This is a genomic window from Nocardia sp. NPDC049220 (genome assembly GCF_040647855.1).
In the GTDB taxonomy this organism is placed as follows: domain Bacteria; phylum Actinomycetota; class Actinomycetes; order Mycobacteriales; family Mycobacteriaceae; genus Nocardia.
This window is the reverse complement of record NZ_JBEZDA010000001.1, coordinates 316,264-334,912: the sequence shown is the minus strand read 5'-3', so window position 1 is coordinate 334,912 and position 18,649 is coordinate 316,264. Positions and strand designations below refer to the sequence as shown.

Annotated in this window: 6 protein-coding genes; all 6 read left to right on the top strand. The window is 62.3% G+C overall.

Features of this window, described 5'->3' with window-relative positions:
* Positions 1-94 precede the first annotated feature (94 nt).
* The 6 genes from AB0C34_RS01420 to AB0C34_RS01395 all read left to right on the top strand — a co-directional run bounded on the left by AB0C34_RS01420 (position 95) and on the right by AB0C34_RS01395 (position 18,648).
* Positions 95-970: a 5'-methylthioadenosine/S-adenosylhomocysteine nucleosidase gene (locus AB0C34_RS01420; RefSeq protein WP_357066253.1), complete on the top strand. Its 876-nt coding sequence runs from the start codon at positions 95-97 to the stop codon at positions 968-970.
* Positions 967-3,021, top strand: coding sequence for a hypothetical protein (locus tag AB0C34_RS01415; protein WP_357066250.1), 2,055 nt, complete (start codon positions 967-969; stop codon positions 3,019-3,021). Before AB0C34_RS01420 ends, AB0C34_RS01415 begins: the two co-directional genes overlap by 4 nt.
* A 756-nt stretch (positions 3,022-3,777) precedes the next feature.
* The gene (locus AB0C34_RS01410) at positions 3,778-5,397 is read left to right on the top strand and encodes an N-6 DNA methylase (protein WP_357066247.1); all 1,620 of its coding nucleotides are present in this window, start codon (positions 3,778-3,780) and stop codon (positions 5,395-5,397) included.
* Positions 5,394-11,612: a protein kinase gene (locus AB0C34_RS01405; protein WP_357066244.1), complete on the top strand. Its 6,219-nt coding sequence runs from the start codon at positions 5,394-5,396 to the stop codon at positions 11,610-11,612. The genes AB0C34_RS01410 and AB0C34_RS01405 overlap by 4 nt, the downstream gene beginning before the upstream one ends.
* On the top strand, positions 11,609-14,509 hold the full coding sequence (locus tag AB0C34_RS01400; protein WP_357066241.1) for a DEAD/DEAH box helicase: 2,901 nt from the start codon (positions 11,609-11,611) through the stop codon (positions 14,507-14,509). Before AB0C34_RS01405 ends, AB0C34_RS01400 begins: the two co-directional genes overlap by 4 nt.
* Positions 14,509-18,648, top strand: a complete 4,140-nt coding sequence (locus tag AB0C34_RS01395; protein WP_357066238.1) for a DNA methyltransferase — start codon at positions 14,509-14,511, stop codon at positions 18,646-18,648. Before AB0C34_RS01400 ends, AB0C34_RS01395 begins: the two co-directional genes overlap by 1 nt.
* Position 18,649: the final 1 nt, after the last annotated feature.

The following is an 18,649-nucleotide window of genomic DNA, read 5'->3' as shown; positions in this document are numbered from 1 at the left end:
TTTACGTCATATTGACGTAAACTAGATCCGTGGCTAGCGTCACTGGACGGAGGTCTCGACTGACGCTCCGTTCCGATCACGTTGGGGAGAAACAATGATCGTGATTCTGACTGCTCTTGGCGTCGAGCAGGACGCCGTGCTGGAGCATCTGGTCGACATCAAGGTGCACGAGCACGACAAAGGCACGTTGTTCGATGTGGGCACCATCGCAGGACACCCCGGGCATCGTGTTGCTGTGGGCGTCACCGGTGCCGGTACCACCACCGCGGCCGCGCTCACCGAACGCGCCCGAGCCGAATTCTCGCCCACTGCAATGATATTCGTCGGAATCGCAGGTGGCTTGCGTGACAAGCTGGCCATCGGCGACGTTGTTGTGGCCACCAAGGTCCACTCCTACCAGGGCGGACGCAGCGAAGATGACGCGTTTCTGGTGCGACCACGTTCCTGGGAGCTTTCACACCGACTTGACCAGCTGGCCCGGCGCCTATGCAGGGGCAATGGTTGGCACAGCCTGCTGTCCAAGCATGCGAGTACGGCCTCGCCGCAGGTGTACTTCGAGCCGATCGCAGTGGGAGATGTGGTGCTCAACTCCACCAGGTCGGAGCTCGCTCGCCGAATCCACGCGTCCTACAACGACGCGATCGCCGTGGAAATGGAGGGTTCCGGATTCGCGCACGCGGCGGCCCTCGCCGATCAAGTGCCTGCCGTGGTCGTCCGCGGTATCAGTGACCACGCCGACGGAATGAAGGCGAGTGCGGACCGGGCTGGCGGCCAGTCCATCGCTGCGCGCAATGCCGCTGCGTTTGCCATTGCACTGGCGGCCTCCCTCGATCTGGAACCCAACCCAACGGCATCGGCTCCCACACCACCGGCTCCGACCTTGCCCACGATCAACAACAAGGTGACCGCACGTGACCACGCCAAAGTCGACAAGCAAATCGGTGTGCAGTTCAACTGGGGGCAGCAATGATTGGGGACCCCGGCCTCACGCCGACCGAGGTGTCGGTGAACAGCCACGTGTCAGCGACCGCCGACGCACACGTGGAGCAGCAGATCGGCACGCAATTCGTCGATTCCGTTCTGCACAACTCGACGTTCTACACCACCCTGCCCGGCGATCCCCCGGAGCGCCAGCATGACTTGGCCAAGGCGCACCTCAAAGGCGGTAACCCGCGCCAGGCCCAGGGAATCCTCCACAGTTTGCTCACGAACGGCCACACCACCACCGAACGCGCCTACCTCTACGTGCTTTCGGTACTCAGCGATCGCTCGTTCACCGAGATCACCGCTGAGCTATCGAACGAGATCCACAACGCTATGAGCACGGCATCCGAACTCCCGAGAGACGAATGGCGGGATGCACTCGACGTCGTCGACACGCTACTGCGCTACGCCCATGCGGAATTCGGCGAGCGGACCGCCTCACAAGAACTCACAGCCACGCTGAAGACGTTCGGCACCCTGACCGTGGATCGACAGGATGAGATCGACAGGCACTTGAACCTGATCCTCAGCGGTGCTGTGCAGGAGCGACTTACCGGTGAGCGCAAGTACCAGATCGCGGTGGAACGGATGAGCGGTGACCGCATCGGGCGGGCATGGAAGTTCTTCGAAGCCCATCCTCGACAACCCATGAAGTGGCTGACACCGCCGATTCGTTCCACCGCTACCGACTGGCGCGACGCCGTCCTCGGCTCTGTGGCTATGGCATTGGCGATCGTGTGTGTGCTGGTTGATGAGATCAACGGCAGCACCGTGGGCGGGCTGGGGTTGATCGCGGCTGGCGGCTACATGATGTTGCGCTACACGACCGTGTTGCAGACCGATGTGCGCCATACCGACAGCGCGTGGGCGAATTTCCAGCCGCCGCAGCCTTATCAGCAGGACACGAAATTCGACACACTGGTCGACCAGTGCTTTCGGGAGGTGACTCCCGGCGGCCTATGGGAAACCACAGCAGGCTACCGAGCCTATCTCAAACGTAGGCTGCAACAGCAGTTCAGCGACGACGAAGTTCACCCCAGTGAGCTGAAATGGCTGATCACGTGGCATGGCGTGCGAGCCCGCCGACAGTACGACTACCCACCGGTGCAACCAGCCGGAGCGCAACAGGTATCGAACCTCCGGATCATCGGCGTAATGGTGTGGGCCACCGGACTCGCCCCGTTGGCGGTCGGGCAATTCGTGGCGTTTCTCCTTGCGGCAGGCAGCTGGTGGGGTATCCGCGGCATCGCCCGCATCGTCTCCGTCTCCCGGGCGCAGAGTCTGCTCGACCATAATGCCGAGGTACTGCTTGCCGAAGAATCGACAGAGCATCACCGATGGGTCCAGGTTCTGGCCGACCGCCCAAACGACGCGGAAATGGCCCACTGGCTGGCCTTGGACAAGGCATACCTCAAAGATGACGCGCTGCGGCGAGCGAATCTTCGCGAGCGTGACCTGGTCACGCACGTAGTGCTGACCGAACGAGCTCTCTACGCCCGCAAGGGAAGAGTCACCAACGGGCCGCCCCGATACGAGGCTTATCTGGTCTACATCTTCCTGCTCACCCCATACGGAATGCGTACCACGCGCACGTATCTGAGCCTCGCCACAGGGGATGTGCGCAACGAGCAACGTCAGATGTGCACTTACGATGCGGTGGCATCGGCCTCCGTGGTGGAGAAAGGCGTCCGCACCTTCCTGGCCGACGGCCGCCCCTGGGTCGACAACCTCAGCGGACGGGTATTTCAGCTGACCTCGCTCAACGGCACGTGCATCGCCGAAGTCAAAGAAAATTCCCGAGCGACAGGCGATGACCAGACGCCGGGAGATGACGAACCGGGGGACGCTGCGTCTGCGCGGACATCCGGGTTCGACAGCGCCCTGCAGATTCTGGAGGCGGTGGCCACCGAGGGCCGGGAATGGATCGCTCGTGACAGAGAGCGCAAACAGCGATGGGCACGAAACTGGTGCACGAGATCTTTGTCAGGTGATGGTATGCGGCCGGGGAAGAACTCTGGCCGGACGATCCACCGGTAGACGGTGGCATCGAACGCGGGCGGCGATACAGACGCAGCCGCCAACGTAACTGCGGTCTTCGAGCAGCACGGTGCGCACGGTCCCCCGCCCTTACCGTGCAACCGCATGTGCTCATCGTCGAGGACGAGTTCGAAGTCCCCGACGTACAGCAAGCACATCTCACTAGCGTGCCCCGCACGTGTAGGCAGTCTCGAACAGCACTTGGTCCCGCAACCGCCCCACGACCAGCATGCTGGTTACCCCGCACGGGTCTCCGCTCCGCGCCCGGAGACCACCGGTGTATAACCAGGCGGACGGATGCGGTGTTCGATCTGGTGGACGCGATGTTGTGCGCAGATAATCCGGTGCGGTCGCTGCCGGAGCCGTCGCTGGTAGCGCGCATCGGCGGGGGCACGGCAGTGCCGATTGCGGGCGATGCCTCGTGGTTAAAGATCGGACCTGTGGGCGGCAGTGCCCGGTTGCAGAAGGCACAACGGCTCTGCCCGGGTGCGAAGTCCGGCGGGTTCATGCGTCGATTGCGGAATCTGGAGTGCGCCGGGTCACACTGAGCTGTGCGCAGAGATCAGGATGTTGACGAGCCGCTGCTGGGCCTGCCCCAAGAGGACCGCGTGACGACAACGCCGCGAGGCATGCAGTTTCGTCAAAGAATCTCTGCCCTACCCGGACTCTTGTACGCCAATTCAAGGCAAGTCATGTTGATTCCATCAACACGATTTTCTGTTGCGGTTTAGCTCACAGATCATCTAGCCTCAACCTATGCCAGCTCGAGAGATAGCCCACGTGACACCCACCGAGATCGCTCGGTTGGCTGGCGTGACCAGCGCGGCTGTGTCCAACTGGCGTCGGCGTTATGCCGACTTTCCGCAGCCTGCTGCAGGGACTTCCGCAGCACCGCTGTTCGCGCTCCACGATGTCGAGGGGTGGCTCGAACAAACCGGCAAGGGCCGCGAGGTGTCCGACGAGGTCAGGCTGTGGCAATCACTTCGACTCCAGTTCGGCGAGCGCATGGTTTCCGGCGTAGCCGCGGTGGCGCGGCAACTTGTAGGTGAGGAATCGAATCTGGAGGACGCGGCAGCGGTTCTCACCGACGACTTGGGCTCTCGGCACGGGGCCGACACGGTCGTGAACGGCCTCGTCGCGCGATATGTCGCTTCTGTGGGACGTGGCGAGGCGGAGGCTGTGTCGACGCCACTGCTTGTGCGGGTGATGTCCCGCCTCGCCAGCGAGTGTTCCGGCACGGTCTATGACCCCGCATGCGGAATCGGTGACCTGTTGCTGACGGTCGGCAACCCCGGCTTCGAGATCCGCATCGGCCAGGATATCGACGCGGCGTCGCTTGACCTTCTCGAGTGTCGCGCCTCGTTGTCGGGAAGACCGGCGACGGTCGCTCCCGGAGACTCTTTGCGTACGAACGCCTTTCCGGACCTGAAGGCGGATCTGGTGGTTTGTGATCCGCCTCGGTCCCTGACGGATTGGGGCCGGGAAGAGTTGCTGCTCGACTCCAGGTGGGAGTTTGGAATTCCACCGAAGAGCGAAGGGGAACTGGCCTGGCTGCAGCACTGTCTTGCGTGCACGGCACCAGGTGGGAAGGTGCTGATGGCGCTACCCGCGACGGTGGCCTATCGCCGTTCGGGCAGGCGAATCCGTTCCGGTTTGATCAGAGCCGGCCACATCGACACCATCGCGCAGTTGCCCACGGGCTCGGTCGCTGGGAGTTCGGTTCCTGCCCACTTGTGGGTTCTTCGCCGAACCCCTTCCGGAGAAGACATTCGAATGGTCGACCTGTCCAGCATCGGTACTGCTGCCGACCTCGAGTCAGCGATGGCGAAATCTGTTGCGGTTCCGCAAATCTCGATACTCGATGAAGAGGTCGATCTGAGTCCGCTGCGGTATCTTGACTGCGGCAGTGGGGATGTCGCCTCGGCGTATAACGAGACCAGTTCCGAGTTCGAGCGTTTGGCAAGGGAATTGATCGGTTCACTTCCAGACCTAATGGAGTCACAGGGGTGGGATCGGTCGGTGATGCTGAATATCAGCGATCTCGTCCGCAACGACTTGGTGTCAGTCGCAGGCGACACGGTTACCTCGAATACCGACCAGCTCGACTCGGATTTTCTACGCGGAATCGTGCGCAGCTCGGCGAACGCTCGCCGCAACACCTCGTCCAGTGGCACCCTCCGGCTCGATCCGCGGGGGGCGAAGGTACCGCAGCTCGATCCGGCAACACAGCAGCAGTACGGGGCCGCCTTCCGCGCGACGATTGCTTTTGAGCGCAGTATGGATGAGTTGGCCCAGCTCGGGGCGAAGTTGGCGCGGCTTGCGCGCGAGGGGCTGACCAACGGAGTTCTGAAGCCTATGGATAAGGAAGCGAAGTGAGCGACACAATCGTGGCGGGGCGGTTCCGTCTGCTCGGCCCCCTCGGGCGCGGAAATATGGGCGTGGTCTATCGCGCCGAGGATCTTCAGGCTCAAGATTCCGCAGTGCCCAAAGTTGCGGTCAAGATGATCCTGCGCAGCCGAACAGGCAAGTCGTTCGATTCCGGAGCCGATCTGAAGGTGGCCGATCGCTTCGATCGCGAGGTCCGAATCATGCGCAAGTTGGGGCACATCAACCTGCCGCAGACGGTCGCTGGCGGCATCGACGAGGATTCCGGGACTCCGTATCTGGCGATGGAGTTGTTGGACGGCCACACCCTGTGCGAGCTGGTTGGTGAATGCCCACAGCTTCCGGCGGATTGGGTAGCTGCGATCGGCGCTCAGATCGCCGCAGGGTTGGCTGCTGCGCACATGGTCGACGTCGTGCACCGGGACCTCAAGCCTGCGAACGTGATGCTGCTGTGTGGGGGCACGGTCAAGGTCCTGGATTTCGGAATGGGCCGGATCACCAGCGACGCCGACGATCAGCTGACAAGTTCGAATGCCACGGTCGGCACCGCACGGTATATGGCGCCCGAACAATTCTACGGCTCGGCGGTGACACCGGCCGCGGACCTGTATGCGCTGGGGTGCGTGCTGTACGAGTTGCTGGTCGGTGTCCCCCCATTCCATAGTGCCGTGTCGGCCGAACTCGCTCAGAAGCACCTCAACGACGAACCGCCACCCATTGGTCCGCAGCGCCCGGATGTCCCGCAGGGCCTGTTGAGGATTGTCGAGCGGTTACTCAGGAAGGATCCGGCCGATCGGCCAGAGGACGCGCATGCAGTGCGAGAAGCTCTGTTGCCCTTCGCCATTGGCGACTCCCACGTTTCCGGATGGCAGGAGTACCAACCGCTGTGCGACGTCAACGTCGCAAGCGCGGACAGCTCGGCCGTCCAGATCCGGACCGATCGACGGCGCGGACCCGAGCCGGGCGCGGGAATGGATGTATTCGGATTGCACCGCAACGTCATCGATGAGTACCGGGCCTTCACCGAAGGCGCGACGATCATCCGTGACGCCGGCATCAAGGCGTTCGTCGAGAAGGACCTGGCGAACAAGTCGCAGTGGCCAGACCCATGGGTGTCGCTAAATCCGTTCTTCGCTTCTGGCGGAACGGTTCTCGAACTGAACAATACGGGGCTGCTCGACGAGGAGTGCACGCGAATCTTCCAGAGCGGCAAGGCCGAGAATGGAACCGAGTGCGACGGGCGCCCGCTCACCCTGCATCGGCATCAGCGGGATGCGATCGAGGCCGCGCGGCGGGACGAGTCGTATGTTCTGGTGACCGGAACCGGCTCGGGTAAGTCATTGACCTACATCGTGCCCATCGTCGACAAGGTCCTGCGCGAGCGCAAGGAGGCGGGCGGGACCGCCGCACGTGTCCGAGCCATCATCGTGTACCCGATGAACGCCCTGGTCAACAGTCAGGACGATGAGCTGAAGAAGTATCTGACCAACGGATACGGCGCGGGGAAGGAACCGGTCACCTACGCGCGGTACACGGGTCAGGAAAGCGACGAGCGACGCCGAGAGATTCGCGACAATCCCCCGGACATCCTGCTGACCAACTACGTAATGCTGGAGCTGATGCTCACCCGCCCGGGTGACCGCGACTCATTGATCAGGATGGCGACCGGTCTCGAATTCCTGGTGTTCGACGAGTTGCACACCTATCGTGGCCGACAGGGCGCGGACGTGGCCCTGCTCATCCGTCGCGTCCGAGAAGCCTGCCAGGCCGACAACCTGCAATGCATCGGCACATCGGCGACGATGTCCACTGAGGGCACCTTCGACGAACAGCGCCAGGTCGTCTCCGAAGTCGCGACCAAACTATTCGGCACCGAGATCGTGCCCGGTAACGTCATCGGCGAAACGCTGGTTCGGGCAACGGAAGAGGCCCCAGCCATAGTTCCCGCCGGACGCCTCGGAGCCGCCGTCCCGACGGCGTATTCCGATCTTGTGAACGATCCGCTCGCATGCTGGATCGAAACCCGTTTCGGGCTGACCCGAGACGAAACAGGACGCCTGATCCGGCAACGGCCGACCAAGATCGAGGACGCGGCCGCCGAACTGGCTGCTGACACCGGATTCGACAAAGACTCCTGCGCCGACGCGATCCGCGCAACCCTCGAGGCAGGTTCGCAGGCGCTTCACCCGGTTACCAACCGCCCGCTGTTCGCGTTCCGCTTGCACCAGTTCCTGTCCAAGGGCGATACCGTCTACGTGACGCTCGACGATGCGCAGGCCCGTTCGATAACGCGCGAATACCAGGTGGTCGAACCCAAGTCCGGAAAAGTCTTGCTGCCGTTGGCATTCTGCCGCGAATGCGGCAAGGAGTACCTGTCGGTGCGGCGCACGCTGAACGACGGGCAGGCGGTCTATGCCGCTCGGCGAAACGTCGATACCACCGACGGCAGCGCCGAAGACGGCTACCTGTACATCGATCCTGATCGGCCATGGCCCGCCGACGTTGTCGAAGTCATCGAGAGCCGCCGACTTCCCGAGTCCTGGCTCGAGACAGATGACAATGGCCAGGAGCTGGTTCGCAAGTCGTATCAACGGCGCGTTCCCCGAACGATTTTCGTGGATCCGCATGGCGTCGAGAGCCCGGGGGAGCTTCGGGCCGCGTTCATTCCCAGCCCGTTCCTGTTCTGTCTGCACTGTGGCGTCAGCTACGAACAGACTCGCGGACGTGATTTCGCGCGGCTGGCGTCTCTCGACCAGGAGGGCCGGTCCTCGGCCACCTCGCTGGTGTCGGCGTCGATCGTCCGATTCCTCAAGGACATTCCGGCCGAGGCGCTGAACAAGACTGCTCGCAAGCTGCTGTCCTTCGTCGACAACCGACAGGACGCCGCACTGCAGGCGGGGCATTTCAATGACTTTGTTCAAGTGGCATTGATGCGTGGCGCGCTGTATCGGGCTCTGGCTGAAGCAGGCGACGGCGGCATCAGTCACGAGGAGTTGGCGACGCGTGTCACGAACGCGCTGGGCCTGGAGCCGGCCGACTACATCCGATCATCGGATCCGACGCCGTCGTTGGTGACGGCGGCGGCGCGGACGCTCCGGGATATCGTCGCGTTCCGCCTGTATCTGGATCTGGAGCGAGGGTGGCGAGTGACAATGCCGAACCTCGAGCAGACCGGTCTGCTCAGGATCGATTACACGGACCTGGATTGGCTGGCCGGCAACCAGCAACGCTGGGAAACTGCTTCCCGCCCACTGCGTGATGCCGACAAGGTACAGCGCGCCGAAATTCTCCGTGCGCTACTGGACCAGATGCGGCGTGGGCTGGCCATCGACGTCCAATACTTCCGCGATGACTTCGATACGCTCCGGCGGTCCAGCGAGGAGCGCCTTAGCGATCCGTGGATTCTTTCGGAGAGTGACCGCCCCCAGGTCGGTACCGCCTATCCGCAGAGTTCCCGGCCGGGGTTGGATCGGTCGGGGCTGTTCCTGTCCGGGCGTGGCAAATTCGGCAAATACCTTCGCCGAGTTCACTTTCAATCGTTGGATACGGCGGCGGCCCAGCAGCTGATCGTGGAACTGCTGGAGATCCTCGAGAAGGGCGGTCTGGTCAGCAAGGTGACCGCCGCCCCGCAGCGAGCAGGTCGCCGCCGCCGACCGACCGGGCAACCGCTGGCCGGTTATCGGGTCGCGGCGCGGGCGCTGGTGTGGCGGCTGGGCTCGGGTCTGACCGGCGTCCACGATCCAGTCGATCGCACCTACGCCAGTGGCGACGGCCCGAGGGTCAATCTGTTCTTCCGCGACTTCTATCGCGAGACTGCCGCGACGCTGACCGGTATGTGGGCGAAAGAGCATACGGCGCAGGTTGATTCGAGGAAGCGCCAGGAGCGGGAGGATGCCTTCCGGAACGCGGAGCTGAAGCTGCTGTATTGCTCGCCGACCATGGAGCTCGGTGTCGACATCGCCGATCTCAATACGGTGTTGATGCGCAATGTCCCGCCGACGCCTGCCAATTACGTTCAGCGTAGTGGGCGCGCCGGTCGTCAAGGGCAGCCGGCGCTGGTTGTAACATACTGCGCCACCGGGAACAGCCACGACCAGTACTACTTCCGGCAGTCCCACCGCATGGTCGCCGGTGCGGTTCGTCCGCCGAAGCTCGACTTGGCGAACGAAGATCTTGTTCGGTCCCATGTGCAAGCCATCTGGATCGCCGAGGCCGGTCTCCAACTGGGCAAGGCCATCCCGAACATCATCAATATCAGCTACGACGAGGACACCCGCCTCCCCAATCCTGATCTCGAGCTGTACAGCCAGGTCGTCGAAAAGATCGAGGCCGCCGATCTTCGCGAACGCAGCCTGGCCGCGGCGCAGCGGGCGTTCGGCCCGATGACATCAATGTTCGCCGACACTTCATGGTGGGACGACCAGTGGTTGGAGGATTGCATCCGAAAGGCGCCTGCCGAATTCGACGATGCGTTCGACCGCTGGCGGGACTTGTTCCGGGCCGCATTGGTCGACCAATCAGAGCAGAACCGCCGCAGGCTCGACCACACACTCTCTGAACGGGATCGCAAGCTCGCCGTCGCACGCCGACGCGAGGCCGAAACCCGAATCGATCTGCTGAAAAACGAAGGGGTGGACGGCCATTCTGTGCTGTCCGACTTCTACCCATACCGCTACTTGGCTAGCGAAGGGTTCCTACCCGGTTACTCCTTTCCCCGGCTACCGCTGGCGGCCTACCTGCCGTCGAGCCGACGACACGACGAGGGTGACTACCTACAACGTTCCCGGTTTATCGCCATTCGCGAGTTCGGTCCCCGAGCTCTGATCTACCACGAAGGCGCCCGCTACGAGGTTGACCGCATCCAGCTCGAAGCCAACACATCCAGTGATGTCGTCACCACCAGCGCCAAACGCTGCACCAATTGCGGTTACCACCATGACATCGCCGACCGCGCGGACCGTTGCGACATGTGCAAGGCTCCGCTGCGCGACACCACGACCGGGCTCCTCAAACTGCATACCGTCTATACCCGTTTGCGCCAGCGCATCACTTCCGACGAGGAGGAACGTCGACGCGCCGGATTCAGGTTGCTCACCTCGTATCGCTTCCACGATCACGGTGTGCGCAAGGGACGGCGCGACGCCATCGTCACCGGGGCACACGAGGAGTTCGCACACCTCGCTTACGGTGACTCAGCGACGGTCCGCATCACGAATGTGGGTCGGCGGCATGCGAAAGATGATGATCCGCTGGGTTTTTGGCTCGACCCTGCCGATGGCACCTGGATGACGGTTTCCGACGCGGATGACGCAGTCGATCACACCAGCGAGGGTTCACTCGTCGATGCCGACGGAAACGATCGCCGTCGGAAGATGCTTGTGCTGCCCTATGTCGAGGATCGTCGCAATATCCTCGTCCTCACCCTGGGCGAAGCAATCTCACGTGAGCAAGCGCTCACCCTCATGTACGCGCTGGAACGTGGCATCGAGGCCGCGTTCGAGCTCGAGGACGCCGAGCTGGAGGCCGTGCTACTGCCGCCCGACGAGGGTCCCCGGGATCGGATTCTGTTCATGGAATCCGCTGAAGGCGGCGCTGGCGTCTTGCGGCAGCTGCAGGCAGATCCTCGCGGCAAGGCGCTGGCCCGAGCTGCGTCCGCGGCGCTCGACATCTGCCACTTCGACGCAGATGGCCATGACACCCGCGGCCCGGATACAGCTAAGCCGTGCGCGCGAGGCTGCTATGACTGTGTCCTGACCTACGGAAACCAAGGCCACCATACCGATTTGAACCGGCACGATGTGCGAGATCTGCTCATGTCCTTCGCAGCGTCGATCACGACTCCGACAGGAGCCGCGGAGTCGCGGACCGAGCAGATGCAGCGACTGGTCAAGCAATCCGACTCCAGTCTGGAACGGAAATTCGCCGAGTGGCTGAAAGAAGAAGGGCATCGGCTCCCTGATGCTGCTCAGGTCCTTCTGCGCGAGTACCAGGCGAGGCCCGATTTTGTGTACTACCTGCCCGGCGCGAATGTCGCCGTGTATGTGGACGGCCCGGTCCACGACCACGCGTCCATCGCTCAACGCGATAAGCAAGCGGAGGGGCGTCTGATTGACGCGGGCTGGGATGTGATCCGATTTCGATACGACGACGACTGGTCGGCCGTCATCGGCAAGTTCCCTCGATACTTCGGAGTCGCTAACTCATGACGCCTCGATTCACGCTCGGTTCGCTGGTCTCGGCACGCGGGCGCCATTGGGTTGTGCTGCCGGAGTCCGAGCCGGACATGCTGGTGCTGCGCCCGCTCGGCGGCTCCGATGACGAGATCGCCGCGGTGTTCCCGGCTTTCGAGGATGTGAGCAGCACCGAATTCCAGCCGCCCTCGCCGGGCGACCTCGGAGATGCGCACTCCGCAGGCCTGCTGCGATCTGCGCTTCGGATCGGATTCCGTTCCGGTGCAGGACCTTTCCGGTCACTGGCTGGCGTCGCGGTTCAGCCACGGGCCTACCAACTGGTGCCGCTACTAATGGCACTGCGACAGCAGACCGTCCGCCTGCTCATCGCCGACGACGTCGGAATCGGCAAGACAATAGAGGCCGGCTTGATCGCTGCCGAACTCCTCGCGCAGGGTGATGCGAAGCGACTTGCCGTGCTGTGCTCCCCCGCGCTCGCCGAACAGTGGCAGGAAGAACTCCGCACCAAGTTCGGGATCGACGCGGAGTGCGTCCTATCCTCCACAGTGCCGAAACTCGAGCGCGGTCTCGAACTGGGCGAGTCACTGTTCCAGAAGCACCAGCATGTGGTCGTATCGACGGACTTCATCAAGTCGAGCCGCCATCGGGACGAGTTCGTCCAGCACTGCCCCGACCTCGTCATCGTCGACGAAGCCCACACCTGCGTCAGCGCCGATGACGACCCCAGCTCGCGCGCACACCAGTTGCGGTACGAACTACTACAGCGGATCGCCAACACCGACCGGCATCTTGTGCTGGTCACCGCGACCCCGCACAGCGGCAAAGAATCGGCCTTCCGCAACTTGCTGGGTCTGCTGAAGCCGGAGTTCGTCACCCTCGACATCACTCGCGAACAGGGTAGAAAGCTGCTCGCACAGCACTTCGTCCAGCGACGACGCGCGGATGTCCGCAAGTACCTCGAGAAGACCGAACTCTGCGAGGAGACCGAATTCCCGGATGATCGCGCCACGAAGGACGAACCCTACCGACTGTCGCCGGACTATCGATCTCTTCTCGAAGATGCGATCGTCTACGCCCGCGAACAGGTCACTACCGCAGGCGAACACGGCAAGCGGGAAGCCCGTATCGCCTGGTGGTCGTCGATCGCGCTGCTGCGCTCACTGGTCTCCTCACCCCGCGCCGCGGCACAGACTCTGCGTACCCGCTCGGCCGCCGCAGCAGCAGCCTCCGCTGAGGAAGCCGACGAGCTCGGTGCGCCATTGATCCGCGATTCCGCCGACAGCGACGTGCTCGACGGCGTCGATGTCGCGCCCGGAGCCGAAGTGGACGCGGTTTCGGACGGGCTCGCGCTTCTCGCCGAACGAGCGATGGCACTGGAAGGTCCCACGACGGATCTCAAACTGAAAGCCTTGATCAAGCATGTCAAGGGACTGATCAGCGATGGATACCACCCAATCGTCTTTTGCCGCTACATACCAACCGCCGAATACGTTGCGGAGCATTTGACCGACAAGCTCGGCCGCAAAGCCGTCGTGCGTGCAGTCACGGGCACCCTCTCACCGCAGCAACGAATCGAGCGCATCGAAGAACTCGCTGAGCAGGCGGCCGTCGGCCATGTGTTGCATCGGGTCCTGGTAGCCACCGACTGTCTGTCGGAAGGCGTCAACCTGCAGCACTACTTCGATGCGGTGGTCCACTACGACCTCGCCTGGAACCCCACCCGCCATGACCAGCGGGAAGGGCGCGTCGACCGCTACGGGCAGAAGCAGCGCAAGGTCCGGGTCATCACGCTGATCGGCACCGACAACGGCATAGACGGCAAGGTGCTGGAAGTTCTGATCAAGAAACACCGCCAGATCCGAGACGCTCTGGGCATCTCCGTCTCGGTCCCTGATGAGAGGTCCGCCGGGGTCACCGACGCGATCTGGGAGTGGCTGCTCATGCGTGGCGGTCAACGCGAGCAGGAGGGACTGTTCGCGATCGACGAACTCGTGAAGGTCAACGAGAAGGCCGCCGAGTTGGAGGCCGACTGGAACTCGACGGCCGAGCGGGAGAAGTTGTCCCGTTCTCGGTTCGCACAACATGCCATCCATGTGGACGAAGTGGCGCGCGAGGTGCAGGCCCTTCGCGATGTGCTCGGCGATCCCCGCGAGGTGGAAACCTTTGTCCGGCAGGCATTGCCGGACCTCCATGGCGTACTCCGCAACAACTCGGATGGCGGCTTCGCCGCGGATGTGAGCGGCAGCCCCGCCGGATTGCGCGACGCCCTGGACGTGGCCGTCGGCTCGGGAGTCGTCGCCAAAGGGAAACCCATCCCGTTCCGGACAACACCCGCAGTGGGCCGCGGCGAAGCGGCGCTGGTCCGGACCGACCCGGCCGTCGGCGCGCTGGCGAACTTCGTGCTCAACTCTGCGCTCGACAGTCTCCCCGAACGCACTCGTCCGGCCCGCCGCTGCGGGGTGATCCGTACCGATGCGGTCGACACGAGGACGACCTTGCTGTTGGTGCGCTACCGATTCCATCTGAGTCTGCGGTCACGGCAGAAAGCCGAAACGCGTGAACTCGTGGCGGAAGACGTGCGCCTGTTCGCTTTCCAAGGAGCACCGGCCGACGCGGTGTGGTTGCCACCCCAAGCGACAACGGAACTGCTGACTGCGGAGGCCGCCGTCAATACCGATCCGGAGTTCGGCGAACGCACCATGATCCGAATCCTCGACCGCCTCCCCGAACTGGTCGGCCCCCACCTGAACGCACGCGGAGAAGCCCTGGCGACCGAACTTCGCGAATCTCACCGACGCGTGCGGTCCGCCTCGGGCGAAATCATCGGCGGTGTGGAAGTGCGCCCGCAACAACCCGCCGACATCCTCGGTGTCTATGTCTACCTGCCCGCACCCACCGGGGGGACGCACTGATGTCTGCTTCGTCACGCGCCCAGGCTTTCTCGGCCATCCACAGTGTCGGCGGGCTCATTCCGCCCGAGATGCTCGACAGGATCTCCGAAGGCCGCAAAGAGGTTGGCGGTTGCGACCCGGCTGACTACGACGTCGTCGGCGCGCGTTCCGTGCGCGACGACGCCGAACGACACTGGGACTTCCTGAAGGCCATCTGGTTCGAGCTTCGCAAACAGCTGTCGCCCGCCCCCGAGGCTACCGTCCCCGCCGATCCGTCCGGTATCGCGACCAAGCAATGGCTCGAACCACTGTTCAGCGCATTGGGTTTCGGCAAACTCGCCATCGTCGGGGCGAACGGCATACCGGCCGACGACGGGCAGAAGACCTTCCCCATCAGCCATCACTGGAACCACGTACCGATCCACTTCGTAGCGTGGAACCAGAAGTTGGACAAGCGCTCCATCGGCGCGAGCACCGTACCTCCGCAGTCACTGCTACAGGAATGCCTCAACTGCACCGAAGCCCAGCTGTGGGGCATCGTCACCAATGGCCGCCAGCTCAGGTTGCTCCGCGACTCCAGCTCGTTCGCCACCGCCAGCTACGTGGACTTCGATCTCGAGGCGATTTTCGACGGCGAGCTGTTCAACGAGTTCGTGCTGCTGTACCGGTTGCTGCACGTCACACGGTTCGCCGTCGCCGACGGCGCGCCTCCCTCATCGTGCTGGCTCGAACGCTGGCGGGCCGCCGCCATCGAATCCGGTATGCGTGCTCTCGACCAGTACCGGGTGGCCGTCGAGAAAGCCATCACCGCACTGGGCACCGGGTTCCTCCAGCACACCCACAACGACGAAGCCCTCCGCAACCTCGACGTCTACGCGTACCGAGATGCGTTGCTGCGTCTGGTGTATCGGATGATTTGCCTATTCGTCATCGAAGATCGAAACCTCCTACATCCGTCCGATACTCCCGGGCAAGCACGTGAACGCTACCGCCGCTACTTCTCGACCGCCCGGTTGCGCGAACAAGCCCGCCGCCGCGGAGGCAATGGGCACACCGACCTCTATCGCGCCCTGGCAATCGTCCTCGAAGCACTGCGCGACGAGTCCGGTCGGCCCGAACTCGGCCTTCCCGGACTCGGCGGACTCTTCGACGACACCCCGGTAGACAAGCCGTTGCACGGTCTGAAGATCGCCAATCGGCATCTGCTGGAAGCCATCCGAGCCCTGTCTCGAGTGTGGGATGCCGACTCGGCCCGCTGGCGCGCGGCCGATTATCGCAACATGGGGTCGGAGGAACTCGGCTCCGTCTACGAGTCGCTCCTCGAGCGCGTTCCCCAACACAGTGCTGTCGACCGCACTATTAGCTTCGTTGCGAAACTCGGCAACGAACGCAAAAAGACCGGATCTTATTACACCCGCACCAGCCTCATCAAACCGCTACTCGACTCTGCCCTCGACCCCGCAATCGAGGATGCTCAGCAACGCGGCCTGGCAAAATCTGAAGCAGCCAACAAAACTGACCCGACCGAGACCATCGTCGCCGAACTGCTATCCCTGACGGTCTGCGATCCCGCCTGTGGCTCCGGCCATTTCCTCGTCGCCGCAGCTCGTCGTATCGCGAAACGGATAGCCTCGATTCGAGAAAACCACCCTGAACCCTCCGAGGGTGCCGTAAGGCATGCACTGCACGAGGTCGTCGCGCGCTGCCTTTACGGCGTCGACATCAACCCGATGGCCGTCGAGTTGGCCAAAGTATCGCTGTGGATCGAGGCCATGGAACCCGGAAAGGCCATGGGATTTCTCGATGCTCACATCAAGGTCGGCAACTCACTCATTGGCGCGACACCCGCCCTGTTGCGTGACGGCATCCCAGAAACAGCATTCAAAGTCGTCGAAGGTGACGACCGAAAGGTCGCCGATTTCTATAAGGATCAGAACCAGAAGGCCCGTGATGGCCAAGCCAGTCTGTTCGACTTGCACACGGTACCCAAGGTCGGAAATACCACCTTTGCCACCAATGCCCGCAGGATCACGAACGCCCCCGCAGACAACGTGACTCAGGTACGCAAGCAGGCGGCGGCGTACGGAGCATTGGCCTCCGACACCGCTTACCGTCACGCATTGCACGTTGCCGATGCCTGGTGTGCGGCCTTCTTGTGGCGCTACACGATCAACACACCTGAGCCAGTCACTCATGACGTGTTCCTCGATCTACAAGATCCGGAAGGGTCCGCTGCGTCAAAGGCCACACATGACGAAATCGTCCGTCTGCGTGATCAATACACCTTCTTCCATTGGCACTTGGAGTTCCCCGAGGTCTTCACGGTCTCCGACGACGATGACACCGGTTCGCCGACAGGTTGGAGCGGAGGGTTCTCTTGTGTTCTGGCCAATCCACCCTGGGACAAGCTGGATCTGGAGGACAAGAAGTACTTCAGTATCGTCGAACCATCGATCGCAAAGCTGTCGGGCAGTACGCGCCGCCAACGGATTGTGCAGTGGATCAATGATGTTCCGGAGGAAGGGCATAGGTACCTGGATGCCCGCCGCATGGTCAAGGCAACTCTGAAATTCACTAGCAGTTCTGGCGTTTTTCCGCTGGCCGGAAGGGGACTAAGCGTTCCGGGCGTCAATTCTCTCTGGACAGATCACCTGTTCGTCGAGCGATTTACCTCCATCCTTGCCCCAGACGGTCGCGTCGGATGCGTCGTACCAACCACATTGGCAACCAACGCTGGGGCGCAGCACCTGTTCCAGCGCCTGAGCAGCCACGGGTCCATCTCCATGCTTCTCGATTTCGAGAACAGGAACCTCCTTTTCGAAAGTGTCCACGCCAGCTACAAATTCTGCCTGTTATCCCTTGTTGGACCGAGCCTTTCCGAGGCATCGGTGCGATTGGCATTCTTTCTGCTTGATCCAGCGGAGCTTGATGACCCCAACCGGGTTATCGACCTCGCCCCCGAAGAGATCACCCTTGCTAATCCTAATACTGGAAATCTACCGATCTTCAGATCGCGCCGCGATGCTGATATCACACTGTCCATCTATCGACGGATTCCTGTCATGTGGGACGAAACCAGGAGAAGCGGAAATCCCTGGAACATCACCACCAGAAACCTATTCAATATCACCGATGACGATGACATCTTCAGAAAGAAAGGGGAACTCCTCGACGACGGATGGGTGCTCCACGGCAATGTATTCATCCGGGATGGCAAGCGAATGCTACCATTCTTTGAAGGCAAGATGATTCACCATTTTGACCACAGGTGGAGCTCATTCTACGGAACTGGTGACAACGATCGCCGGAGGTTCGAACTGCGCGAAAAAGCCGATCCATCAGCGCTGGTGATGCCCCGAAACTGGGTGGCCGAGGAAGGTGTCGTGCGAGTTGTCCGGCGCGGCCGTGAGCGCGATATTCCCGGCGTGGATCTGCGGCTTAGGAAGCTGGGATGGGAACGAGAGTGGATCTGCGGATTCCGCGACGTGTGCCGTTCCACCGATGAGCGAACCACTATCGCTGCGTTCGTCCCGAAATCGGCTACAGGCGATAAGCTTCCACTTATCCTTCCAGCGGTGTCCAGCAAGTTGTGTGCTGCCCTTATGGCCGCCCTGAGCTCACTAGTGTTCGACTACGTCAGTCGACAGAAGATCGGTAGCGCCAACATGGCGGTATTCGTAATGAAGCAACTTCCAATGCCGGCTCCCTCTGATTTGCAGTATCATACGGAATTCCTCACGCCTCGAATGCTTGAGTTGGTCTACACGACTTACGATTTGGCGCCGCTTGCACGCGATCTCGGCGACTCGGAAGATACCGGCCCTTTCCAGTGGGATGAGGATCGACGTGCCATTATCCGCGCAGAACTGGATGCGTATTTCTTCCTGCTCTATGGAATCGGCCGTGATGTTGCCGACTATATCCTGGAAACCTTCCAATCCGAGTCGGGCGGCGGGCTAAAGAACAACGAGATCGCCAAGTATGGCATCTACCGCACAAAGGAACTCGTGCTGAGTGCCTACGACCGAATGTCCCCGCTGGGTGTCGATCTCGCTCACCCGTTGGTCGACGGTGAGAACTACCAGTCCCCGCTGAATCCACCTCCCGGCGACGGTCCGCGTCGCCCATGTATGGACCTCCCTGCCGAGATGAGGAACTGAC

Bases quoted from the DNA above. Each gene is read 5' to 3' on its own strand.
- AB0C34_RS01400 (WP_357066241.1), top strand. From the start codon at position 11,609: ATGACGCCTCGATTCACGCTCGGTTCGCTGGTCTCGGCACGCGGGCGC.
- AB0C34_RS01395 (WP_357066238.1), top strand. From the start codon at position 14,509: ATGTCTGCTTCGTCACGCGCCCAGGCTTTCTCGGCCATCCACAGTGTC.
- AB0C34_RS01410 (WP_357066247.1), top strand. From the start codon at position 3,778: ATGCCAGCTCGAGAGATAGCCCACGTGACACCCACCGAGATCGCTCGG.
- AB0C34_RS01415 (WP_357066250.1), top strand. From the start codon at position 967: ATGATTGGGGACCCCGGCCTCACGCCGACCGAGGTGTCGGTGAACAGC.
- AB0C34_RS01420 (WP_357066253.1), top strand. From the start codon at position 95: ATGATCGTGATTCTGACTGCTCTTGGCGTCGAGCAGGACGCCGTGCTG.